General features: G+C 72.9%; 15 protein-coding genes. 4 read left to right on the forward strand and 11 right to left on the reverse strand.

Annotation, left to right across the window (positions count from 1 at the left end):
• Together ACGFYV_RS35505 and ACGFYV_RS35510 are read right to left on the reverse strand one after the other, a co-directional pair.
• Positions 1-1,290, reverse strand: a complete 1,290-nt coding sequence (locus ACGFYV_RS35505; RefSeq protein WP_393882670.1) for a flavin-containing monooxygenase — start codon at positions 1,288-1,290, stop codon at positions 1-3.
• 307 nt (positions 1,291-1,597) lie between these two features.
• Positions 1,598-3,214 carry an APC family permease gene (locus tag ACGFYV_RS35510; protein WP_393882671.1) on the reverse strand — a complete coding sequence of 539 codons (1,617 nt, stop codon included), beginning with the start codon at positions 3,212-3,214 and terminating at the stop codon, positions 1,598-1,600.
• A gap of 453 nt (positions 3,215-3,667) precedes the next feature.
• Between ACGFYV_RS35510 and ACGFYV_RS35515 the strand changes: the two genes are divergently transcribed.
• Complete coding sequence (locus ACGFYV_RS35515) at positions 3,668-5,146, forward strand: aldehyde dehydrogenase family protein (protein WP_393882672.1); 1,479 nt, start codon at positions 3,668-3,670, stop codon at positions 5,144-5,146.
• An 89-nt stretch (positions 5,147-5,235) separates the two neighbouring features.
• On the opposite strand, the gene ACGFYV_RS35520 is transcribed toward ACGFYV_RS35515, so the two are convergent.
• The 3 genes from ACGFYV_RS35520 to phnA form a co-directional block, all read right to left on the reverse strand.
• Complete coding sequence (locus tag ACGFYV_RS35520) at positions 5,236-6,369, reverse strand: TIGR03364 family FAD-dependent oxidoreductase (protein WP_393882673.1); 1,134 nt, start codon at positions 6,367-6,369, stop codon at positions 5,236-5,238.
• A gap of 207 nt (positions 6,370-6,576) precedes the next feature.
• A complete protein-coding gene (locus ACGFYV_RS35525; protein ID WP_393882674.1) occupies positions 6,577-7,995 on the reverse strand; it encodes an MFS transporter in 1,419 nt (472 codons plus the stop codon).
• Between the two features lie 279 nt (positions 7,996-8,274).
• Positions 8,275-9,546 carry a phosphonoacetate hydrolase gene (gene phnA / locus ACGFYV_RS35530; protein ID WP_393882675.1) on the reverse strand — a complete coding sequence of 424 codons (1,272 nt, stop codon included), beginning with the start codon at positions 9,544-9,546 and terminating at the stop codon, positions 8,275-8,277.
• A gap of 194 nt (positions 9,547-9,740) precedes the next feature.
• Between phnA and ACGFYV_RS35535 the strand changes: the two genes are divergently transcribed.
• Complete coding sequence (locus ACGFYV_RS35535) at positions 9,741-10,673, forward strand: LysR family transcriptional regulator (RefSeq protein ID WP_393882676.1); 933 nt, start codon at positions 9,741-9,743, stop codon at positions 10,671-10,673.
• 162 nt (positions 10,674-10,835) lie between these two features.
• On the opposite strand, the gene ACGFYV_RS35540 is transcribed toward ACGFYV_RS35535, so the two are convergent.
• The 6 genes from ACGFYV_RS35540 to ACGFYV_RS35565 form a co-directional block, all read right to left on the reverse strand.
• The gene (locus tag ACGFYV_RS35540) at positions 10,836-11,672 is read right to left on the reverse strand and encodes an SDR family oxidoreductase (RefSeq protein WP_393882677.1); all 837 of its coding nucleotides are present in this window, start codon (positions 11,670-11,672) and stop codon (positions 10,836-10,838) included.
• Positions 11,669-13,804, reverse strand: coding sequence for an acetate--CoA ligase family protein (locus ACGFYV_RS35545; RefSeq protein WP_393882678.1), 2,136 nt, complete (start codon positions 13,802-13,804; stop codon positions 11,669-11,671). The genes ACGFYV_RS35540 and ACGFYV_RS35545 overlap by 4 nt, the downstream gene beginning before the upstream one ends.
• Entirely contained in the window at positions 13,801-15,096 is a 1,296-nt protein-coding gene (locus ACGFYV_RS35550) for a Glu/Leu/Phe/Val dehydrogenase dimerization domain-containing protein (protein WP_393882679.1), read from the reverse strand. Before ACGFYV_RS35550 ends, ACGFYV_RS35545 begins: the two co-directional genes overlap by 4 nt.
• Positions 15,093-16,886 (reverse strand): 5-guanidino-2-oxopentanoate decarboxylase, encoded by a 1,794-nt coding sequence (locus ACGFYV_RS35555; protein WP_393882680.1) that lies wholly within the window; start codon positions 16,884-16,886, stop codon positions 15,093-15,095. The genes ACGFYV_RS35550 and ACGFYV_RS35555 overlap by 4 nt, the downstream gene beginning before the upstream one ends.
• Positions 16,886-18,043, reverse strand: a complete 1,158-nt coding sequence (locus tag ACGFYV_RS35560) for an acyl-CoA dehydrogenase family protein (RefSeq protein ID WP_393882681.1) — start codon at positions 18,041-18,043, stop codon at positions 16,886-16,888. The genes ACGFYV_RS35555 and ACGFYV_RS35560 overlap by 1 nt, the downstream gene beginning before the upstream one ends.
• A gap of 203 nt (positions 18,044-18,246) precedes the next feature.
• Complete coding sequence (locus tag ACGFYV_RS35565; protein ID WP_393882682.1) at positions 18,247-19,824, reverse strand: APC family permease; 1,578 nt, start codon at positions 19,822-19,824, stop codon at positions 18,247-18,249.
• Between the two features lie 268 nt (positions 19,825-20,092).
• Between ACGFYV_RS35565 and ACGFYV_RS35570 the strand changes: the two genes are divergently transcribed.
• Together ACGFYV_RS35570 and ACGFYV_RS35575 are read left to right on the forward strand one after the other, a co-directional pair.
• Entirely contained in the window at positions 20,093-21,505 is a 1,413-nt protein-coding gene (locus ACGFYV_RS35570) for a flavin monoamine oxidase family protein (protein ID WP_393882683.1), read from the forward strand.
• A 14-nt stretch (positions 21,506-21,519) separates the two neighbouring features.
• The gene (locus tag ACGFYV_RS35575) at positions 21,520-22,407 is read left to right on the forward strand and encodes a TetR family transcriptional regulator C-terminal domain-containing protein (protein ID WP_393882684.1); all 888 of its coding nucleotides are present in this window, start codon (positions 21,520-21,522) and stop codon (positions 22,405-22,407) included.
• Positions 22,408-22,564: the final 157 nt, after the last annotated feature.

Consider the following 22,564-nt stretch of genomic DNA (forward strand, 5'->3'; position numbering starts at 1 on the left):
TCACTTCTCGTGGTTCGTCGCCGGTGCGGTGCCGGGCCGGTCGGTGGTGCCCTGCGCGAGGTAGCCGCGCTGGGTGGTGATGTGGTCGGCGACGTACCGGGCGTCGTGCCAGACGCCCCAGATGAAGCTCGATCCACGGCGGGACAGCCAGGGCAGACCGAGGAAGTAGACGCCCGGCTCGGACGACACTCCGCGGCGCTGGGCGGGCCGGCCGTTCTCGTCGAACGCGTCGACGTCGAGCCAGCCGTAGTCGGCGGCGAAGCCGGTCGCCCAGACGATGGAGGTGACACCGGCCTCGGCCAGGTCGAGCTTCAGGAGCGGGTCGGTCACGCACTCGGGGTCCGGCCCGAGGACGTGGGCCTCCGGCTCCTCGGGGAGGTCGAGCCCGTTGCGCTCGACGTACGCGTCGGCCGCCCGCAGGAGTTCGAGGTACTTGGCGTCGCCGAGCGCGATGTTCTCGGCGAGGTCCGGCGCGAAGGACAGCACGCCGTCGTCGTGGGACGCGGTCAGACCGACGAGCTGGATGCCGGACGCGGCGAGGGCGCGGAAGTCCACGGTGTGGCCGCCGCGGGCGCCGCTGACCGCGATGGTGACGTGTTCGGCACCCTGGGGCGGCGTCTCCAGGTCCCAGAGTCCGAGCACACCGAGCCACCAGCAGAAGTCACGTCCGCGGTACTGGCGCGGAGGACGGTCGTGGGAGCCGACGGAGAGGAAGACCCGGCGACCGGAGCGGCGCAGCTCGTCGGCGATCTGGACGCCCGAGGATCCGGCCCCGACCACGAGTACGGCGCCCTCGGGCAGCTGCTCCGGGTTGCGGTACCCGCTGGAGTGGATCTGCACGGGGACGGCGCCGTCCGGCACGATGGGCGGGATCACGGGCCGCTGGAACGGACCGGTCGCGGCCACGACGCAGCGCGCGTCGATGGTGCCCTGCGACGTCTCGACCCGGAAGCCGGGCCGCCCCTCGTGCCGGCGCACCGAGGTCACCTCGACCCCGCACCGGACCGGGGCGCCGATCTTCTCCGCGTACGCGACGAAGTAGTCGGCGACCTTCTCCTTGGGGGCGAACTCGTCGGGGGCGACGTCGGGGAACTCCAGCCCCGGGAACCGGTCGTGCCACGCGGGCCCGTTCGCGACCAGGGAGTCCCAGCGCTCCGAGCGCCACCGCTCGGCGATGCGGTGCCGCTCCAGGACGATGTGCGGCACTCCCTGGGCTCCCAGGTGCTCGCTCATCGCCACACCTGCCTGGCCCGCCCCGACGACGACGACGTCGGTCACTTCATTCGGCATCTCAGCCTCCGCTCAGGCGGTAGTTCATCCCGGAGTCACTTCGACCTCGCTACCGCACGAGAAATCCTGGAGCGCGCCCGAATTTCTGTCCAACAGATGTTTCAGCTGTAGGTCATCTGTTTTTTAGATACATGTCTTTTGGACACATGTCCCCCGGACACATGCCGCCCAGGAACGCGAAAGGCCAGGCATGCGAAGGCCAGGCACGCGACGCCCAGGAACGCGACAGCCCGCGTCCGCCTGTGAAGCCTTCGGTGAGGTCACCGCAGGCGTCGCAGGCGGACGCGGGCCGGCCGTCACGCGCGGATCACTGTTCGGCGGAGCCGGTCCGCGTCAGGTGGTGCGTCAGGTCGCGGTCCTCGTGGATGGCCGAGGCCTCCGCCGCCCGTGCCCGGCGCCGCGCCGGGGCGCCCCAGGCGTAGAAGAGCCCGCCCACCCCCAGGAAGAACAGGAGAGGCACGACCTGGCTGAGGGTGTACTGCGTCCGCTCGCCCGCGAAGCTCGGGGGCAGCGAGTCGGCCGCGGATCCGGCGGTGCCGAACCAGCCGACGCCGAAGCCCGGCCAGATGAGGACGACGACGGTGAAGGCGACCAGACCGGTGGAGAGCACGGTGACCACCCATGCGCCGGCCCGGCCGCCGGGCACGCTGTACGGCCGCGGCGTGTCCGGGTACTTGCGGCGCAGCACGACGAGGCTCGGGAAGGTGATGACGTAGGAGATGAACGTGGTGCTGATCGCCAGGCCGAGTCCGGCCGCGAAGTACTTCTCGCCGTTGCCGTCGGTGAGGTTGAGGGCGACGATCAGCAGGATGGAGGCGAGGACGGACGAGAGCACGTTGACGCGGACGGGCGTGCCGTGGCGCTCGGAGATCTCGCCCAGCCAGGCGGGTCCCGCACCGTCCGCACAGGCCACCGCCTGCGCCCGGTGGGCGCCCATGGCCCAGGTGACGCCGCTGGTCAGCAGGCCGATGATGAGACCGGCCGCCGCGATGCCGCCGAGCACCGAGCCGGCGCCGGTCAGGACGACGGTGCCGTCGGCCGCGATGTGGCCCCCGTAGACCGTGAAGACCGCCTTGCAGGCGTCGATGAAGCCCGCGAGGCTGCCGATCTCCTTGGCCGGCAGGACGAAGAGGATGCCGAGGATCGGGCCGCCGTACAGGACCAGGGACGCGAAGCCGGAGCGGAGGATGGACAGGGGGATGTCACGCCTGGGGTTGGTCATCTCCTCGGCGGCGGAGCTGGGGAGTTCGAAGCCGACGTAGTTGAAGATGAGGACGGGCACCAGGGCGACGAAGCCTACGTAGGTGGGGTGGAACTCACCGGCGGGAAGCGCGTGCACGCCGTGCTGGACGGCGTAGACGACCACCGAGACGAGGAAGAAGCCGAGGAGCACGATCCGGGCGACGGCCCCCGCGGTGGGCACCCACTTGCCGACCCGGACGGACTGGACGACGGCGAGGGCGCCGGCCCAGATGAAGGCGAGTCCGGCCGCGTACTTCCACAGTCCCGGCAGCGGGGTGAAGAACTCCTCCCAGGTGGTCAGGGCGATGATGCACAGACTGCCGCCCAGCCAGACCGGGTTGGAGAGCCAGTAGAGCACCTGGTTGAGGCCCGCGACCAGCCGCCCGAAGGCGAGCCGGGTCCATACGTAGGGGCCGCCCTGGACGGGGAAGGCGGAGCCGAGTTCGGCGACCAGCAGGCCGTAGGGCAGGAAGAAGACGACGGCGAGGACGGCCATCCAGGTCAGTCCCTGCGGTCCCTGAGCGGCGACCGAACCGATCGTGTCGAGGCCGACGAGCGTGCATATCAGGAAGAAGAGCACGTCGAGGCGGCGCAGGTCCTTGCGGAGATGGGAGCGCTGCTCGCTCCACCCCTCGGACAGGTCGGGAGTGCTCGGGCCGGATGGCGGGGTCGCGTGGGTCACGGGGATGGCTCCTACGGACGTGGCGGTGCGAGTGGGACACCGAAGCGAACTGACTGAACGAACAGTCAGTAAGGCACGACTGTGGCGTGCGTCGCACCGGCCGTCAAGAGAGCGTCAGCGGGTTTTTTCCGACCCGGCGCAGGGCTCGGGCGGGGGCGAGGGGACGGGCGGCAGAGGTTCGCGAGGGGATGGGTGACAGGGGATCGCGAGGGGACGGACGGCGAGGGATCGCAAGGGGGGACGGCGTGAGGGGGGACGGCGAGGGGGGACGACTTGGGGGGACGGCGAGGGGGCTGGCGAGGGGGGCCGGCGACACGGATAGGGCGCGGCTATCACCCGCATTCGCAGATCGGCCATTGATCACGCCCGCGCGCTGCGCGAGCCTGGCCAGGACCGACACCGGCGCCGGGCCATCGGTGGGCCGCGCCGACCAGACCAGCGGAAGGGCCGGGCATGGGACGCGTTCCGAATCGGTACACGGCAAGGCCGCACCAGCTGCTCAATCTCGTCGACGGCCAGTGGGTACCGGCCGAGGCGGGTCAGACCCGGGAGAACGTCAACCCCGCGGACTTCGGTGACGTGATAGGCGAGTTCGCCGAGTCCGGCGGGGTCGACGTGGACCGGGCGGTGGACGCCGCCGCGGACGCGTTGCCCCGCTGGCGCGCGGCCGGCCCGATCAGGCGGGCGGAGTACCTGGCCGCCGCGGGCCGGATCCTCGGCGAACGGGCCGAGGAATTCGCTTCTGCGATCACCCGGGAGCAGGGCAAACTACTGACCGAGGCCCGTGGCGAGGTCGCGCGGTCCCGTGCCGTGCTGGACTTCACGGTGGGTCAGGCCCGGCTGCTGGGCGGGGTGACGGCGCCCGCGGAGGAGGAGCGCACCTTCGCCTACACCTTCCGGCGGCCGATCGGGGTGGTGGGACTGGTCTCGCCGTGGAACTTCCCGCTGGCCATCCCGATGTGGAAGGTCGCACCCGCCCTGCTGTCCGGCTGCACCGCGGTGCTCAAGCCGTCGCCGCTGACCCCGCTGACCGCGGCGCTGCTGGCGGAGGTGTTCCAGGAAGCCGGGTTGCCCGACGGCGTGCTCAACCTGGTGCAGGGCGACGTGGCGGCGGGCGAGGCGCTGGTGGCCAACCCCCGCGTCGCCGGGATCAGTTTCACCGGCTCGCTCGCCGTCGGCACCGCGATCCACGTCGGCGGGGCGCACCGGCTGCTGCGCACGCAGCTCGAACTCGGCGGCAAGAACGCGGTGGTGGTCTGTGACGACGCCGATATCGACGGTGCGGTGAGCGCGGTCCTCGGCGGCGCCTTCGGGCAGGCCGGGCAGCGGTGCAGCGCCACCAGCCGGGCCGTGGTGGACGTGCGGGTCCGGGAGGAGTTCCTCGACCGCCTGGTCGCCCGCGTGGCGGCGCTGCGCGTCGGTCCCGGCGATGACCCCGACTCCCAGGTCTGCCCGGTCGTCAACGAGGCGCGGGTGCAGGCGGCGCTGGACGCGGTGGCCGGTGCGCAGCGGGCGGGCGCCAAGGTGCTGTGCGGCGGCGGCCGCGTGGACGATCCCGGGCTGCCGCAGGGCTGCTATCTGCAGCCGACGGTGCTCCGGGACGTGCCGTGGGACAGCGAGCTGGCACAGGAGGAGGTGTTCGGGCCGGTGCTCGCGGTGGTCGACGCGGACGGGTTCGACGACGCCCTGCGGATCGCCAACTCGGTGCGCTACGGCATGTCGGGCACGGTCTTCACCGCCTCCCAGTCGCGGGCCTTCGCCGCGGTGGAACGCCTGGAGGCGGGCATGCTGCACGTCAACCGGCCAGGGGTGGGCGCGTACGCGCACCTGCCGCACGTGGGCTCCAAGGCCTCGCAGTACGGGCCGCCGGAGTGCTCCCCGCAGGTGTGGGACTTCTACACCGAGTGGCACTCGGCCTGCATGAGCTACTGACGCCCGCGGCGCGGGCCCCGGTACGACGGGAGGGCCCCGGCGGTCCGAGTGGATCGGACTGCCGGGGCCCTCCCGTCGTGTGCGCGGGTTCAGCCGCCGATGTTCTCCTCGGCCAGCCCGAAGGACAGCGTCATGCCGGCACCACCGACACCGTTGACGACGGTCACCCCGGGCGTGGGGCTGACGACCAGGTCGGTGCGGCCGTCGCGCAGCGAGGGGTAGTAGCCCGTCCAGCGCTCGGTGATCCGGGGATCGGGCAGTTCGGCGAAGGTACCGAGGTAGTCGAGCACCGCATGGTTGACCTCCTCGCTCTCGAAGGGGTCGTGGGTCATGGCGTAGGCGTGGCTGTCGCCGATGGTCAGACGGCCGTCGGCGGTCTGCGAGAGCAGCACGTGGATCCCGTTCTCGCGGTGGAAGGGCAGCTGTTCGTCCATCCGGTCGCGCAGGGCGGCGCGCGCGACGCAGTCGTCGAACGCGGCGTAGTGCAGCAGCGTCAGCCCGCCGCACAGCATGGGACCGAGCTGCCAGTCGGGGCCCTGCGGCCCGGTGCGCATCATCTGCAGTTTGCAGCGGAGCGCGCCGCTGTCGGCGAACACCTCCGGGTAGAGGGTCTCGAAGTCGTTGCCACTGCAGACGAAGGCGCGCTCCACCTTCCAGTCGCCGGCCGTGGTCGAGACGGTGGGCAGGTCGATCCCGCGGACGGTGGTGCCGAAGCGCAGTTCGACGCCGTACTCGTCGGCGAGGTGGGCGGCGACCGCCGGGATGGCCCGGCGGGGGTCCACGTTCAGCTCGGTGGGGCTCCACAGGGCCGCCAGCAGGCCGTCGGTACGGGCCACCGAGCTGCGGGCGGCGGTCTCGGCGGCGGTGATCATGGTGGTGCCGTTCTCGCGCGCGGCCGGGGTGGTGGCCACGAACTCCTCCAGCACCGCGACCTCGTCCGGATGACGGGCCAGGTGCAGCGAGCCGGTGGGGGCGGCCCACATGCCGCTCTTGGCGGCGATCTCGAGCCAGATCTCGCGGCTGCGCAGTGCGCGCTGGTAGATCGCGCCGCGCTGCTGGCCGATCGCCCAGATCATGCCGAAGTTGCGGATGGACGCGCCGGCGGCGAACTCGCCGCGTTCGAACAGGACCACACGGTCGCCCCTGCGGGCGGCGGCCAGGGCGTGGGCGAGGCCGAGGATGCCGCCTCCGATGACGGCGGTGTCCGCACGGTTGTCGGGCACGGGTACCCCTTTCTGCGGGTTGCGGATGTGGCGGTGCGCGTACTCGGTGGTGGTGCCGGTGGGGGGCCGGTCGGGTGGTGCGCGGGCCGGCGGGGGCCCGTCGGGTGGGGGCCGGTCGGCCCCGAGGCCCGCAAGCCTGTGCACATCACGGAGGTGATGCCGGCCGTGAGGCCCGCGGGACCATGCCCGTACCGGCGGTGAAGCCGGTCAGGCGGTGCGGGGGACCCGGTTCCAGTGCGGGAGCATCACCAGGCCGGCGAGGAGGGCGGCGCCGGCGAAGCCGTAGAAGAGGGCGTTCCCGGAGAGGAAGCCGGGCAGCAGGCCGCCGAGGATGGCGCCGACCGATCCGCAGCCGTTGACCAGGCCGGCGGCGGTGCCGGCGCCGGAGGCGCTGCCGAAGTCGACGGCGGCGACGCAGGAGATCATCGAGTCGGCGGCGTACACCGCCAGGCCGATCACCGCGAGGACCGCGATCATGACGCCGACGCTGCCGGACGCGGTGAGGGGCGTGAACAGGCCGAGCACCACGGTCAGCACGGCCAGAGCCAGGACACAGGGCGGGACCCGGCGGGACTGGAAGACCCGGTCGGAGACCCATCCGATGACCATGGGCGCGACCACGCCGGCGGCGCCGAAGGCGATCGGGATGAGGGTGTCGGCGACCTTGCTGACATGCGGCAGGCGCCGGCTGACCAGGACCGGGCCCCACAGCAGGATCGCGTAGCGGGCCGGCTTGAGCAGGAAGTACGCGGCTCCGAGGGTGAGCACCATGCGGTCGCGCAGGGTCTCGCGGTAGAGAGCGAGCGCGTTGCGCACCTTGTGGTCGTCCTCCCCCGGGCCGGCCGCGTCCGCACCCCCGGTGCCCCCGGTCGCACCGCCCCCCGGCCCGGTCGCGCCGCCCGGCCCGGCCGTGTCCGCGTCAGGGCCGGACAGGCCCACGTCGGCGGGTGCGTTGCGCTGGAAGAGCAGGAACAGCAGCAGGACCACGGCGAGTGTCGCCGAACCGGCGAAGAAGGCCGCGTGCCAGCTGTCGAAGACGGAGTAGGCCAGCCAGCCGAGGAAGGGCGGTGCCGCCAGGCCGCCGAAGGCGTAGTTGGTGCTCCACAGGCCGAGGACGCGCCCGCGCTCCTGGACGGCGAAGAAGTTGCCCATGTTCTTGCACAGCGGCGCCCAGCCCGCGGACTGGGCGAGGCCCTGCACCACCATCGCGACGCCGAACACCGCGAGGGCGCTGCTCAGTCCCATGACGGCCGAGGCGGCGATCGCCCCGATCATGCCGCCCACCACGACGACCCGCGGGCCGAAGCGGTCGGCCCACATGCCCCAGACGAACTGGCCCACCGCGTAGGCGGCGAGGTAGACGGCGTCGATGACGCCGAGGGCGTGCTCGGTGAGGACCCTGTTCACGCCGGGGTCTTCGAGGATGCCCAGCTTCGCGACGGAGAACGCCGTGCGGACGAAGTAGAAGCCCGCGTAGGCGATCCAGGTGACGGCGAAGATCTGCCAGCGCCAGCGCTGGGAGCGGGCGCCGCCGGGGCGACCGGTGGCCCCGGGTGGCGCCTCCCGGGTGGCGGTGCCGGCTCTCTCGGAGCCGTCCGGCGCCTGTTGCGATGTGTGTTCGGCCATGGCGGAGTCCTGTCCCTCAGGGGAATGGGGCTGGTACGGGCATGGCTCGGCCCCGGCGCGCCCCTCGGCGGGCGTGCCGGGGCCGGGTCCTGGGGAGGAGATGAAGGCGAGGGGGGTTGGCAGATCCATAGAGGTGAAGGTCGTCGGTTCAGATGTGCGGTCCGACGACCGTGCCGTCAGGCGAGGCGTGCCTTCAGGCGAGCGGTGGCCGTCGTGCGAGCGGTGCCATCATGCGAGCGGCGCCGTCATGCGAGGGGCGCCGCCGGCTGACCGGTGGCGTCAGGTGAGCGGTGCGCGGTCGGCCGCCACGGCGGTGCCCACCCAGAAGCTGTCGAAGTTCCGCAGCCGGTGCCCGGCCGGGAGCGGTCCGGCCTTCCTGTTGACCAGGAACGGCACCCGCTGCTCCGTGAGTCCGCCGTGTGAGCGCAGCGGTTCGGTGAAGTCCGAGATGTCGTGCCGGGCCGGGGTGGTCCCGAGCACGGTGTTGCGCTCGGCGATCACCACCAGGTCGCCGATCCGGTCGGCGGGCAGTTCGAAACGCTCGCAGGCCTCCTGCCGGGTGAGTACCTCCGCCACACCCGCGAGGCCGGCCAGGGCGCCGCTCACGGCGGGCAGGTCGGTGCCGTCCGGCAGGTGCACGGTGGCGTAGGAACCCAGGGCGCCGTGATGCACGGCGTACGGGTCGGTGATCGGCAGCACCACGCGCGCGGCGTCGGCGCCCAGCCTTTTGTCCAAAATGTCCCGCAAATATACCACACGTGCTATACCGTCCTGATCGCTCTTCGCGTTCATGCCGTGGTCGGCCGTGACCACGAGCACGGCGCCCAGCGCGTCGATCCTCGCGAACCAGTGGTCGAGCATGGCGTAGAAGTCGTTGGCCACCGGCGATCCGGGGGCGTGCTTGTGCTGGATGTAGTCGGTCAGCGAGAGGTACATCAGCTCGGGACGGTCGCCCGCGAGCAGTTCCGTCCCGGCGGCCATGACCATCTCGCTGAGTTCGGCGCTGTAGACGGACGGCTGGTCCATGCCGACCCGCTGCAGCACCTTGGCGATCCGCTGGTCCTCCTCGGCGGCCGGTGCGGACTTCTCCGCGGAGAAGCAGACACCGCCGTCGAGGCCCTCGCCCAGCAGCCGGCGGAGCTTGTCCTTCGCGGTGATGACCGCGACGTCGGCGCCGGCCCGGGAGAACTCCGCGAACAGCGTCGGGACCCGCAGCAGCGCGGGGTCGTTCATCATCACCTCGGTGCCCGCGCCGGCGTCGTAGAAGTAGTTGCCGCAGATGCCGTGGACGGCGGGCGGCACTCCGGTGGCGATGGAGAGGTTGTTGGGGTTGGTGAAGGACGGCATCGTGCAGTCGGCACGCAGGTCGCTGCCGCGCCGGAGCATCTCCTCCAGGAACGGCATCCGGCCGTCGGCGATCGCCCGCTCGTGGTAGGCGGGTTCGCTGCCGTCGATGCACACCACCACCACGGGGCGCTGCGGCCACGCGTAGCGGCGTCCGTTGACCTCGATCTGCCCCTCGGCCGGCTGCCGGCGGTTCTCCTGTGTCATGTGCGAATCCACCCCTGGGGTCCGTGTCGGTGAAGGCGTCGCCCTTCCGCAGTCCATGAGTAGCACCGGGGCGAGAGGGCACAGAACCACCGGCGTCGCTATAGCGGCCATAGCCCACCGCGGGCGGCCCCGCCCCCTCCCCAGCAGGTCCGCGCGGGGTTAGGCTCGCCGTGCGCCGAGCACGGAGGGGACACGTGGAACTCAACCTTCACCGGTTGTGGATCTTCATGCAGGTCGTCGAGCACCAGGGGTTCTCCGCGGCGGCGCAGAAGCTCTACATGAGTCAGCCCTCCGTCTCCAACCAGGTCCGCAGGCTTGAGCAGTCGATGCGGGTCACGCTGATCGACCGGTCCGGGGCGCGTATCCGTCCGACGGCGGAGGGGCAGGTGCTGGCCGAGTACGGCAAGCGCGTGTTCCTGCTCGCCGAAGAGGCGGTCACGGCCGTGCAGCAGGTGAGCGGGCTGAGTTCGGGGCGGCTGCTGGTCGGCGGTTCGACGACGGTCGGCACCTATCTGCTGCCGTCACTGCTGGCCCGCTTCCAGGAGCGCCATCCCGGCATCGACTGCGACATCTTCGTCGGCAACAACGAGGCGGTGCAGGAGCGACTGCTGGGCGGGGAGATCGGGATCGCGGTGGTCGCCGGCACTCCGGGGGCCGCGCAACTGGTCGGTGAGCGGGTCCTCGACGAGCGGCTGGTGCTGGTCGCGGGCGCCGGGCACCCGCTCGCGGAGTCGGGCGAGGTCGCGCCCGACGCCCTCGCCGGTTCACGATTCCTGCTGCGCGAACCGGGCTCGCAGACCCGGGTGCACCAGGAACGGGCCCTGTCCGACTGGGGTCTGACAGACATTCAGACGGCGGACGTGTGGGGTCCGGAGGCGGCCAAGCAGTGCGTGGCGGCCGGGCTGGGCGTCGCGCTGATATCCGAGCACGCGATCGCCGGGGACGTACGCGCGGGCACGCTGGTGGCGCTGCCGGTCGCCCCGGAACCCCGGCCACGCCCGATCCACCTGGTCCGCCGCCGCGACCGCCTCCTCTCTCCCGCGGAACGCGCCTTCGCCGGCCTCCTGAAGCGGCTCCAGCAGTGGCCGGACACGCCGGGGCAGGGGTCCGACACACCCGGGCGGTGACAGACAGACACGGCGAGGCCCGGCGCCGGTCGTGGTGACCGACGCCGGGGCCCGGACGGTCCCGCTCCACACGCCTAAGCGCCGGTGCGCGTCAGTGCCTGTGCGCCTCTGCGCCTCCATGTCTCCGCGCCTCTGCGTCTCCGCGTCCGCGCGTCTCTACGCCTACACGTTCGCCGTGCTCCGCCCATAGATCTGCTTGCCCAGCCACTGGCCGCCGTCGAGCGTCAGGCACTCGCCGGTCAGGTAGGAGGCGCGGTCGCCCAGGAGGAAGAGGGCGCTGTCCGCGATCTCGGAGGGCGCGGCGAAGCGGCCAGCCGGGACGGAGGAGAGGACTTCGGCGCGGGCCTCGGGGGTCGCCCACAGGGCCGCGCCGGCGCCTTCCGTCTCGGTCGGGCCCGGCGCGACGCAGTTCAACCGGATGCCCAGCGGCGCCAGTTCGACCGCGAGGGTGCGGGTCATGGCCAGCACCCCGGCCTTGGCGGCGGCGGAGTGCACGGTGCCCGGGTGCCCGTGCCAGGCGTACGACGCGATGACGGAGAGGATGGAGCCGCCCCGGCCCGCCTCGCGCAGGTGGCGGGCGACGGCGCGGGTGCAGTAGTACGAGCCGTTGAGGACGATGTCGACGACGGCACGCCAGCCGTTCGGGCTGAGGTCGATGCCGGGCGAAACGAAGTTGCCCGCGGCGTTGTTGACCAGGCCGTCGACGCGTCCGTAGTGCTCGACGGCGGCGGCGACCAGCGCGTCGACGGCACCCGGGTCGCGGACGTCGGTGGGGACGGCGAGCGCGCTGCCGCCCGCCTTCTCGATCAGCGCGACGGTCTCGTCGAGGCGTTCGGGGGTGCGTCCGGCGACGACGGGCCTGGCTCCGGCCTCCGCGAGGGCCAGGGCGATCGCGCGGCCGATGCCGCTGCCGCCGCCGGTGACGATGTACGTGCGGTCGGCGAACTCCGCGCCGGCGGGGGCCGGTTGCGTGCTGTGGGGGGCGGTGTCGGGGCTCATGTGCGGGGCCTTTCGGTCGGTGCGGGGAGCGTGTGCGCGTCCGGGGCGAGGACCGCGTGCGCGTCCAGGGCGAGGGCGCCGCCCGGGTGGACGAGCAGCGGGTTGACTTCGAGTTCGGCGAGTTCGGGGTGGTCGACCGCGGCGCGGGCGAGCGCGCACAGCGCGTGCGCCGCCGCGTCCAGGTCGACGGCCGGCGCGCCGCGCCAGCCCGCGAGCAGGGGCGCGTGACGCAGCGACCGCAGCAGGTCGCGCGCGTGTTCCGGGGTGACGGGGGCGAGGGCGAGTACGACGTCACCGAGGAGTTCGGCCCGTACGCCGCCGATGCCGGCCATGAGGACGGGTCCGAAGGCCGGGTCCCGCCGTACACCGGCGATGAGTTCGACCGCGTCGGGCGGCGTGGCCATCGCCTCGACCGCGTACTCCGCGGCGCCGGTCACGGCGTGCATCACGGCGAAGGCCGCACGGAGCGCGGGCTCGTCACGGAGCCCGAGTGCCACACCGCCCGCCTCGGTCTTGTGGGCCAGGCCCATCGCCTTGAGGACGACCGGGTGGCCGATGCGGCGTGCGGCCCGGACGGCGTCGTCGGCATCGCGGACGAACTCGGCGTCGGGGAAGGTCAGTCCGTAGCCGCGCAGCATCGCGCGGACGGTGCGGTAGCCGCCGTCGGTGACGGGGGGCTCGGCCGCCGGGGGTTGTCCGTCAGCCGGGGGCACGGGGGTCGTCGTACGGACCCGTACGGTGCCCGCGAGGGCCGTCGCGGCGTTCTCGATGCGTTCGTAGACGGGGATGCCGCGCTCGCGCAGGATGGTGAGGGCGGCCGTGTCCCGGGCCATGGTGTGCACCAGGAGGGTACGACCGGACTCCCCGGCGGCGTCGGCGAGTCGCGCGGCGACGGCGCACTCGTGCTGTTCCTGCGCGGGGTTGGCGCTGGCGTAGTCGCCGAAGTAGCCGGTCAGGACGACGGCCTCGGCCTCGCCGGAACACAGCAGGGTCCGGGCGATGCGCGCGTAGGTGTCCAGGTCGGCCTCGCCCGCGCCGGCCAGGTCCACGGGGTTGCCGCAGCCGGCACCGGCCGGCAGACGCGCGGCGACGGCGGCGCGGGTGGGCTCGGACAGCGCCGGTACGTCCAGGCCGCGGGCGGCGAACGCGTCGGCGGCCAGGGCGCCTTGGCCTCCGCTGTCGCCGACGACGGCCACCCGGGAGCGGCGGGCGTCTGCCCCGCGCCGGTGCGTGCCGGCGCCCGCCAGCAGGCACAGGGCGGTGTCGACGACCTCGCCGGCCGAGTCCAGGAGCAGCGCGCCTGCGTCCCGGCAGACCGCTTCCACCGTGGCGCGGGCGCTGACCAGGGCGCCCGTGTGGGAGGCGGCGGCCCGCCCGGAGGCCTCGCTGCGGCCCAGGGTCAGCAGCAGCACCGGCTTGCCCGCGGCGTGTGCGGCGGCGAGGGCGCGTGCGAGGCGCCGGCCGTCGCGGAAGTCCTCCACGTAGGCGGCGACGACCTTCGTCGGCTCGTGGTGGATCAGCGCTTCCAGGGCGTCGGCGGCGTCGATGTCCCGCTGGTTGCCGAGGGACACGAAGCGGGAGAAGCCTTGCCCTGCGCGGGCCAGCAGGCGGCCGATCTCCAGGGCGAGGTTGCCGCTCTGCGAGACCAGTCCGACCTGCCCGGCCTGGAAGTCGCCCCAGCTCAGGCGCAGTTCGGCCGTGGTGTCGACGACGCCCATGCAGTTGGGTCCGAGTAGGCGCGCGCCGTGCCCGGTGACCAGCGACGCAAGCGCGCGCTCCTCGTCGGCGCCGGCGCCTCCCGAGGTGATGACGGTGAAGCAGCGTGCGCCGGCCGCGAGCCCGTCGGCGACGACCGTGCGCACGTGCGCGGCCGGCACCGCCACGACCACGTGGTCCGGCGCGCTCGGCAGTGCGGCCAGGTCCGGCAGGAACGGCGTCCCGTCCAGGGCGCCGCCCCGCCGGTTGACCAGGTGGACGGCGCGGCGGTGGCGGCCGGTCAGTGCGCCCGAGGCAAGCCAGTAGCCCCACTTCTCGGGGTTGTCGGAGGCGCCGACGACGGCGACCGAGCGGGGATCGAAGAGGGGGTCGAGCGAGCCCGGACCGGCGGCCCGCTCGACGTCAGGGGCTGTCAACGCAGCCGTCCGAAGCGCTCCGCGATGACCGGCACCCGGTCGGCGGCCAGCGCGTGCGCGGCGGCGCGGGGCGTCGTGCCCTCGGCCTCGGCGCGGGCCAGGATCTGGTCGACCAGGGCGCGCATCGAGCGCCGCGTGTACGCGAACGCCTCGTCGGCGTCGGCGCCGATGTCGCCGAACAGCGTCCACCACCACCAGGCGTTGGTACCGGAGTTGACGGCGACGTCCGGCAGGACGGTGATGCCGCGCGCGGCGAGCAGGGCCTCCGCGTCGGGCAGCACGGGCATGTTGGCGGCCTCGACGATCCAACGGGCGGTGATCCCGGCCTGGTTGTCGCTGTCCACGGCGTAGGAGACGGCGGCCGGCACCAGCACCTCGGCGTCGGCCGTCAGCCAGGCGCCGGACGGCAGTTCCCGGTCCTCGGCACGCAGCGCGGCGCGATCGACGCAGCCGTGCCCGTCACGGGCGGCGAGGAGCGCCTCGACGTCCAGGCCGTCCGGGTTGGCGATGGTGCCCTTGATGTCGGCGACCGCGACGACGCGCAGCCCGGCTCGGGCGAGGAAGCGCGCGGTGGCGCCGCCCATGGTGCCGAGGCCCTGTACGGCGACACGGGTTCCCTCGTGCGGGACTCCGGCCCGGTCCAGCGCGGTGAGCACCGACTCGGCGACGCCGCAGCCGCCGACCAGTTCGTCCAGGCCGATGCCGTCGACGTCGATGGCGAACGCGTCGGCGAGGCGTCGCCGGGCGGCGTCCTCGTCGTCGAGGAGGGGGTAGACGGCCTGGATGGAGGAGACAAGGCCGGCTTCGGCGGCGGCCCGGTCGACCAGGTCCTGGGTGAGGCCCAGGTCCTCGCCGGTGGTCCAGAACTGCTCGATGTAGGGGCGTACGGCGCTCAGGTAGCGGACGAGGACGCCGTAGGCGGCGGGGTCGCGCGGGTCGCAGTCGATGCCGCCCTTGGCGCCGCCGAGCGGGATGTAGCGGCCCTGCGGGTTGTAGTGCAGCGCCTCCTTCATGGTCATGCCCCGGGCCAGGCCGGTGACCTCCTCCAGCGTGCAGCCGGCGCGCATGCGCAGGCCGCCGCTGGAGACACCGCGCACCAGGCGGTCGATCACCAGGAATCCCTGGCGCCCGGTCTCCTGGTCGGTCCAGGTGAGCGAGACCAGGGGGGCGGCGGCCACCTGGGGCTCCTGCGGTGCGCTCGTCGCGGACCCGGCGGACCCGGCGGACCCGGCGGACCCGGCGGACATCGGCGAGACGGCGGTCGTCGGCGAGGCGGTGGGAGTCGTGGTCATCGGGAGGGCTCCTCGGGGACGGTGATGAGGGTCGGGCCGGCGGTGACCAGGGCCTTGCGCAGTGCCTCGGCGAGCGCGTCGGGCGAGTCGGCGCGCATGCCGTGGCCGCCGTAGGCGCGGGCGAGGGCGGTCAGGTCGACCGAGGGCAGGTCGACCGCGGTGGGTCGGTCGCCGCGGGCGAGCATCTCGTCGCGGATCTCGCCGTATCCGCCGTTGTCGAAGACGACGACGGGCAGCGGGAGTCGCAACTGCACGGCGGTGGCCAGCTCCTGTACGGAGAACTGCAGGCCGCCGTCGCCGCTGAGGGCGACGACCGGCCGGTCCGGATCGGCGGTCTTGGCGCCGATGGCGGCGGGCAGGGCGTAGCCGAGCGTGCCGAAGCCCGTGGGGTGCAGATAGCGCCCTTCCGGGGCGACGGGCAGGTGCGGGATCGCGCCGTAGTAGCAGCACTGGGCGCTGTCCGAGGTGATCACCGTATCGGCGGGGAGCGCCGACCGGATCGCCGCGAGATACGGGAGCAGGTGGGCGTCCAGGCCCCGCGTCTCCTCGTCGCGCTCGGCGCGGAGTGCGGCGACGGCCTGGTGGACGGCGGTGGTGTCCGGCCGGGCGGTACCGGTACTGGTGTTGTCCGTGCCGGTGCTGGTACCGGCGTTGTCAGTACCGGTGCCGGTACCAGTGTCGGCACCTGTGCCGGTGCCGTCGCCACCCGCGCCACCTCCGCCGACGGCGACGAGCAGCGCGCCCAGCGTCGTACGGGCGTCCCCGACCAGGGCGATGTCCGCGTGCAGCCCCGCGTACATCTGCGCGGGATCGATGTCCGCCCGGACGAGGGTGCCGGCGAGCGGGGGCGGGGCGTCCCACAGGTCGGACTCGGCGAGTTCCGTGCCGACCGCGAGCACCGCGTCCCGCTCCCCCAGCCAGTGCCGCACCACCTGGGTGTGCAGGCAGACACCGAGCGAGAGCGGGTGCGTCTCCGCGACGATCCCCTTGCCGTTGGCCGTGGTCACCACGGGGGCGCCCAACTCCTCGGCCAGCCGCAGGCATTCCTCGGCGGCGCCACGTGCGCCGCCGCCGAGGACGATCGCCGGGCGGGCCGCCGAGCGCAGCGCCTCGGCCGCCGCCGCGAGGGCGTCCGCGTCGGCCTGCGCGGTCCCGGCCGCCGGTGCGGTCCGCACCGGGCCGGCCGGCCCGCTGTCGGTGAGCAGGTCCAACGGCACCTCGATGTGCACGGGCCGGGGCCGCCCCGTACGGAAGAGGGTGAAGGCGCGGGCGACCGCCACGCCGATCTCCTCGATCGAGGAGACCCGGTGGCTGAAGGCCGCGACTCCGCGCAGTGCCTCGGTCTGGCTGCGCATCTCGTGCAGCAGACCGGTCGACTGCCGGGGGTGGCGCAGCGGCATGCCCGGGGAGACGACGAGCAGGGGGACGCTGTCGGAGTACGCCTGGCCGACGGCGGCCGCGATGTTCAGCAGCGCCGGCCCGGTGGTCGTGATCGCCACCCCCGGGTTCCCGCTGACCCGGGCGTAGGCGTCGGCGGCGTAGCCCGCGCCCTGTTCGTGGCGGGGGTTGAGCTGCTCGATGCCGTAGGCGCCCAGGTGCCGGTAGATCTCTAGATTGTGGGTGCCGGGAATGCCGAACACCCGGGTCACCCCGTGCGCGGCGAGGGCCCGCACCAGGGCCTCGCCGCCGGTCGGACAGGGGCTGCCGGACACCGTGGACGGCCCGGTCTCCGGTGCCGGGAGGGTCTGCGGTGCCGAGAGGGTCTTCGGCGCCGAGAGGGCGGACGTCATCACATGCTCCGGGAGATGACCAGGCGCATGATGTCGGAGGTGCCTTCCTCGATCTCCTCCAACTTGGCGTCACGCATCCACTGTTCGACGGGGTACTCACGCGAGTAGCCCCAGCCGCCGAGCGTCTGGACGGCCGCCCAGGTGCAGTACGCGGCGGTCTCCGACGCGGTGAGCTTGGCCATCGCCGCCTCGGTGGTGGCGTCCAGGCCCGCGTCGAGCCGCTTGGCCGCGCGCCAGGTCATCAGGCGTGCCTGCTCGATGCGGGTGCGCATGTCCGCGAGCCGGAAGGCGACGGCCTGGTGCTCGATCACCGGCTTGCCGAACTGCACGCGGTTCTTCGCGTAGTCGCGGGCGTACTCGTACGCGGCCCGCGCGACGCCCGTGGCGGCGGCGCCCAGGACCGTGCGGGAGATGTCGAAGGTGCGCATCAGGCCGTGGAACCCGCGGCCCTCGTCGCCCAGCCGGTCGGCCTCGGGGACGAAGACGTCGTTGAGGAAGATCTCGCGGCAGACGATGGCGCGCTGGCCCATCTTCCGCATGGGCGCGCCGAATTCCATCGCTTCCGTGCCCTTGCGGAGCAGGAAGGCCGTGACGCCGCGGGAGCGTTCGGTGGGATCGGTCTTCGCGAAGACGACGTAGCTCTCGGCCTCTCCGGCGTTGGAGATCCAGGCCTTCTGGCCGTTCAGGCGGTAACCGCCGGTGGTGCGGGTGGCGGTGGTGGTGATGGAGGCGGCGTCGGAACCGGCGCCGGGCTCGGTGGTGGCCAGCGACGTCATCGGGGTGTCGGGGCCGGCGAGCGGGGTGAGCCAGGTGCGCCTCTGCTCCTCGGTGCCGAGTTCCATCAGCGGGTCGGCGAAGAAGCCGTTGGAGCACAGCAGGTTTCCGATGCCGAGGTCACCGACGCACAACTCCTCCTGGACGAGGCACTGGGTGAAGACGTCGGTGAAGCCGCCGCCCCCGTACTCGGCCGGCAGCATGAAGCCGGTGATGCCGACCTTGGCGGCCTTGCGCCACAGGTCCCAGGGGGTCTCGGTGTCGGCCTCGTCGACGGCGCGGGCCCTCGGCCGGATCTCCTCCTGCGCGAAGGTACGGGTGAGATCGATGATGTCCCGCTGTTCCGGGCTCAGCGGGACCAGCTCGGTGGGCAGCTCTGACATGGGCTCTCCAGATACGACAAGGGGCGTCCTGCGTCCTACTACTGAATTGCCAGTCAGTATTTGGACCCGGGAACGCCCGTGTCAATGGGTTGGGTACTGAATGATGGTTCAGTTGCGGTTCAGTTGTGGCGACAGTCGCAAGCTGCGGGGTGGGCGCCCGGACGGACGGGGCCCTGGTGGACGCGACCCGGATCGACGGGGCCCTAGTGGACGCGACCCGGATCCTCGGGGCCCGGATCGACGGGGCCCGGATCGACGGGGCCCGGTCCGCCGCGGAAGTACCGCGGAGCCACGCGCGCGCAGGCGAGCATCAGCAGACAGCCCACGGCGAGCGTGCCCGCTCCGATGAGGAAGACCCCGCCGATGTGCCAGTGCGGCGCGAACGGAATCGTCCAGGAGGTGGTGCTGTTGGCCGGGTCCCAGTCGTTGACGAGGCTCCACAGACCCGCGGCGACGAGGACCAGGCCCCCCACGGCGGGCAGCGTGACGCGCAGCCACAGGTCGCCGGCGCTGCGCCGCCACTGTCCGCGGTACGCCCAGGCGGACGTGAGACCGGTGAGGCCGTAGTAGAAGGCGATCATCAGGCCGCACGAGGACACGGCGTCGCCGATGATCTGCCCGTGCCCGAGGAAGTTCATGACGACGTAGGCGACCGCTCCGGCGAGCCCGGTCGCGAGCGTCCCGACCTGGGGGATCGAGTAGCGCGGGTGGATCCGGGCGAAGACCTTCGGCAGGGCTCCCTGGCGGCCCATGGCGAGCATGGTGCGCCCGAGGGTGAGCACGGTGGTCTCGGTGGACGCGGCGGCCGAGGACAGCACCATGAGCACGAGCAGATGCCACAGGCCGGTCCCGAGCGCGCTGGTGCCGAAGACGGCCTTGCCGAGCGCGGAGAAGACATCGCCGGAGTTGTCGGGGTTGCCGAGTCCGACCCCGGTGGTGCCGATGCCGGCGAAGGCCAGGGTGGCCACGGTGGCGACGAGGTAGAGCGCCAGGAGCACGATCGTGGAGCCGACGGCGGCCCGGCCGGGGGTCCGGTGGCGGTCGGCGGTCTCCTCGTTGACGGTGATGGCCGTCTCCCAGCCCCAGTAGATGAACAGCATCAGGACCAGGCCGTTGACGAACGCGCCGGGCGAGGAGATCTCGAACGGGTTCATCCAGGACAGGCTCGGATGCCGCGCGCCCGCACCGGCATGTCCGGTGTACACACGCACCAGAGCGACCACCGAGAAGACGGCCAGCATGCCGAACTCCAGGAAGAGCAGGGCGCGTTGGACGGCTGCGGCGACCTCGATGCCGCGGTAGCAGACGGCGGTCATGAGCACCATCCAGCCCAGCCCCACCAGCAGGACCCAGGGGCTGGCGGGGTCGGAGCCTATGCCGTCCGCACCGAGGAGGAGGAACACGTACTGCCCCGCGACCTGGGCCAGGCTCGCCATCACCAGCACGAAGGAGGCGATGATGGCCCAGCCGCCGAGGAAACCGACGCGCGGTCCGAGGGTGCGGCCGGCCCAGGTGAAGATGGTTCCGCAGTCCGGGTCCCGGCGGTTGAGGGCGGCGTAGCCGAAGGAGACGAACAGGATCGGGACGAAGGCCAGCAGGACGATCACCGGCGCCTGGAAGCCGACGTAGGCCACGATGAACGCCAGTGTCGCGGCGAGGCTGTAGGCGGGCGCGGCCGACGCCACCGACAGGATGAGGCTGGTGGTCATGCCGAGTGCGCCGGTCCGCAGGCTCTTGGTGCCCGACCGGTCCGATGTGGGTGGTGCGGTGGTTGCCAACATCGACCCCCTATCCAGGGTCTCGTAGCGGTGAAAGGCCGTCGGCCGGCGCCGCGCCTTTCGCATCAGCAGAGCCCGTGAAGGGCGGTCATCGGCGCGCGTCCCCGCATGCGGGAGCGCACCGGGGCGCATCGGAATCGCAACATTGATTCCCGGGTCAATCATGCTGAAGCGGTCGCGGGTGTCAATGCCGCGGACAGCATGAATCGCAAGCATTGACCAATGCGTCAGTCTTGCGCCATGCTCTGCCGCCATGTGGGAGGAGAGCGCAATGGCCCTGATCGAATCCGAAGTCGTCGTCGTGGGAGCCGGGTACGCGGGACTCGCCGCGGCGCTGCGGCTGAACGACGCCGGCGTCGACTGCGCGGTCGTCGAGGCCGCCGAGAGGGTGGGCGGACGCGTGCTCACCGAGACCCGGCCCGGCGGCCTGACCGTGGATCACGGCGGGCAGTGGGTCGGCCCGACGCAGAAGCAACTGATCGCGCTGGCCGAGCGGTTCGGCTGTACGACGTTTCCCACGTGGGAGGCGGGCGAGCACATCGAGGTGTGGCACGACGGCACCACGGTCCCCTACCTCGGAGCGGCGCCCGACGACGGGCCGGGCATCGCCGAGTACACCCGCGTCACCGGCATCCTGGACGGCCTCGCCCGCACCGTGGACACCGCCGCGCCCTGGCGCACGCCACGCTTCGAGGAGTTCGACGCCCAGACGGCGGACTCCTTCTTCCGGGCACAGACCGCGGACCCGGACGCGCGGCGCCGGCTCGCGCTCGGCGTCCAGGGGCTGTGGTGCGCGGAACCGTACGAGATCTCGCTGTTCCACGTGCTGTTCTACATCGCCGCCGCCGGGGGCTACGAGCAGCTGATGGAGACGGGGGGCTGTGCGCAGGACAGCCGGTTCTCGGGCGGGGCCGGCGGTCCCGCGCGGGCCGTCGCCGACCTCCTCGGTGACCGCCTGCGCCTGAGCGAACCGGTGACCTCGATCGAGCACGGCGCCGGCACCGTCCGCGTGCACACGGCCTCGACCGTGTTCGAGGCCCGCAGGGCGATCGTGGCCCTGCCGCCGCACGCCGTCCGCGCCGTCCGGTTCACCCCCGGCCTCCCGGACAGCCGGGACGGCTGGCTCGCGCACAGTCCGATGGGCCGCGTCGCCAAGGTCCACGCCGTCTACGACACCCCGTTCTGGCGCGCGTCCGGGCTGTCCGGCATCGCCACGCTCTACGACGACGGACCGGTCGGCGTCGTGTTCGACAACTCCCCCGCCGACGGCACACCCGGCGTCCTCGTCGGGTTCGTGTACGGCGACCGGCTCACCCGGTGGGCCGGACTCGAACCGGAACAGCGCCGCGACGCGGTCCTGGCGAGCTTCGGCCAGGTGGTGGGAGACCGGGCGGCACACGCCCTCGACTACACCGAGAAGATCTGGTCCCGGGACGACTTCGCCCGCGGCGGTTACGAGGCGTACGTGACGCCCGGCGGCTGGACCGGTTACGGCCGGCGCGGCTGGCGCGAGCCCACCGGACTCCTGCACTGGGCGGGGTCGGAGACGGCCTCGGCGTGGAACGGCTACATCGACGGCGCGATATCGTCGGGCTACCGCGCCGCCGACGACGTCATCAGCTCCTTCCAGGACGACGCCGCCCTCCAGGACGACGTCGACGGCTCCCTCCAGGCGGATGACTGAACGGACCACGCAGCATGACCTCGACCCCAGGCCCGGCGGAGGATGCCGGGACCGAGGCCGCGACCCTGGCGGACCGCGCACGGCTGGTCGTGCTGTCGGCACCGATCAGCCAGCGCGAGTTCGCCGACCGCATCGGCATGGATCCCACCGCGCTGTCCAAGGCACTGCGCGGCAGCCGCCGACTGAAGGACCACGAGGTCGCCGCGATCGCCCAGGTCGGCAGGGTGTCCCAGCGCTACCTGCGAACGGGCGAGGGGCGCCCGCCGGCCCCGCGCACCACGGCCGACGGGGAACACCCGCGCCGACGCGCCGACATGCTGGATCCCGAGGTCCGGCGCACGCAGATCCTCGCGGCGACCGCCCGGCTGATCGCCCGGCGCGGCTTCCACAAGGTGCGGGTCAGCGACATCGCCCGCGCGTGCGGCACCAGTACCGGCACCGTGCACTACCACTTCCCGACGAAGGACGACGCGCTGCGGGCCGCGCTGCTGTACTACGCCGAGCGCTTCCACACGCGCCTGGAGGCCGAGTTCCGCACGGCCGGCAGCACGGTCGAGAAGCTGCGCCGGCTGATCGAGGTGCAGTTGCCGGCCTGCGAGGAGGACATCGAGGAGTGGTCGGTGTGGGTGCAGTCGTGGAACGAGGCCATCCTCGACCCGACGCTCCGCCCCGGCCAGAGCGCCGTGTACGCCCGGTGGCGGCAGATCGTGCTCGACCTGGTGCGCGCCTGCCAGCGTGAGGGGCTGGCCGCGGACGCCGACGCCGAGGCACTGACCGGCCGCTTCACCGGCATGGTCGACGGCCTGGCGATCCAGGTGCTGTCCGGCACGGGCGACATGTCGACCCTGCGTATGCGGGACCTGCTCCTGGACGCCTTCGAGCCGCACATCAGCCTCCGCTGACGAGGCGTTGCCGGACCTCCCCCTCTCCCCCGTCGGGGGGGGGGGGGGGTGGCCCCCCCCCCCCCCCGGGGGGGGGGCCCCGGGGCCCCGGGGGGGGGGGGGGGGGGGGGGGCGCGGCGGGGCCGCCCCCAATTATGGGAGGGCGAGAGAGCCCCAC

Source organism: Streptomyces sp. NPDC048297 (assembly GCF_043201585.1).
Classification (GTDB): Bacteria; Actinomycetota; Actinomycetes; order Streptomycetales; family Streptomycetaceae; genus Streptomyces.

Excerpts from the sequence above, each read along its gene's own strand:
- ACGFYV_RS35565 (WP_393882682.1), bottom strand. The coding sequence starts at position 19,824 with ATGTTGGCAACCACCGCACCACCCACATCGGACCGGTCGGGCACCAAG.
- ACGFYV_RS35560 (WP_393882681.1), bottom strand. The coding sequence starts at position 18,043 with ATGTCAGAGCTGCCCACCGAGCTGGTCCCGCTGAGCCCGGAACAGCGG.
- ACGFYV_RS35540 (WP_393882677.1), bottom strand. The coding sequence starts at position 11,672 with ATGAGCCCCGACACCGCCCCCCACAGCACGCAACCGGCCCCCGCCGGC.
- ACGFYV_RS35555 (WP_393882680.1), bottom strand. The coding sequence starts at position 16,886 with ATGACGTCCGCCCTCTCGGCGCCGAAGACCCTCTCGGCACCGCAGACC.
- ACGFYV_RS35575 (WP_393882684.1), top strand. The coding sequence starts at position 21,520 with ATGACCTCGACCCCAGGCCCGGCGGAGGATGCCGGGACCGAGGCCGCG.
- ACGFYV_RS35550 (WP_393882679.1), bottom strand. The coding sequence starts at position 15,096 with ATGACCACGACTCCCACCGCCTCGCCGACGACCGCCGTCTCGCCGATG.
- ACGFYV_RS35505 (WP_393882670.1), bottom strand. The coding sequence starts at position 1,290 with ATGCCGAATGAAGTGACCGACGTCGTCGTCGTCGGGGCGGGCCAGGCA.
- ACGFYV_RS35525 (WP_393882674.1), bottom strand. The coding sequence starts at position 7,995 with ATGGCCGAACACACATCGCAACAGGCGCCGGACGGCTCCGAGAGAGCC.
- phnA (WP_393882675.1), bottom strand. The coding sequence starts at position 9,546 with ATGACACAGGAGAACCGCCGGCAGCCGGCCGAGGGGCAGATCGAGGTC.
- ACGFYV_RS35570 (WP_393882683.1), top strand. The coding sequence starts at position 20,093 with ATGGCCCTGATCGAATCCGAAGTCGTCGTCGTGGGAGCCGGGTACGCG.
- ACGFYV_RS35515 (WP_393882672.1), top strand. The coding sequence starts at position 3,668 with ATGGGACGCGTTCCGAATCGGTACACGGCAAGGCCGCACCAGCTGCTC.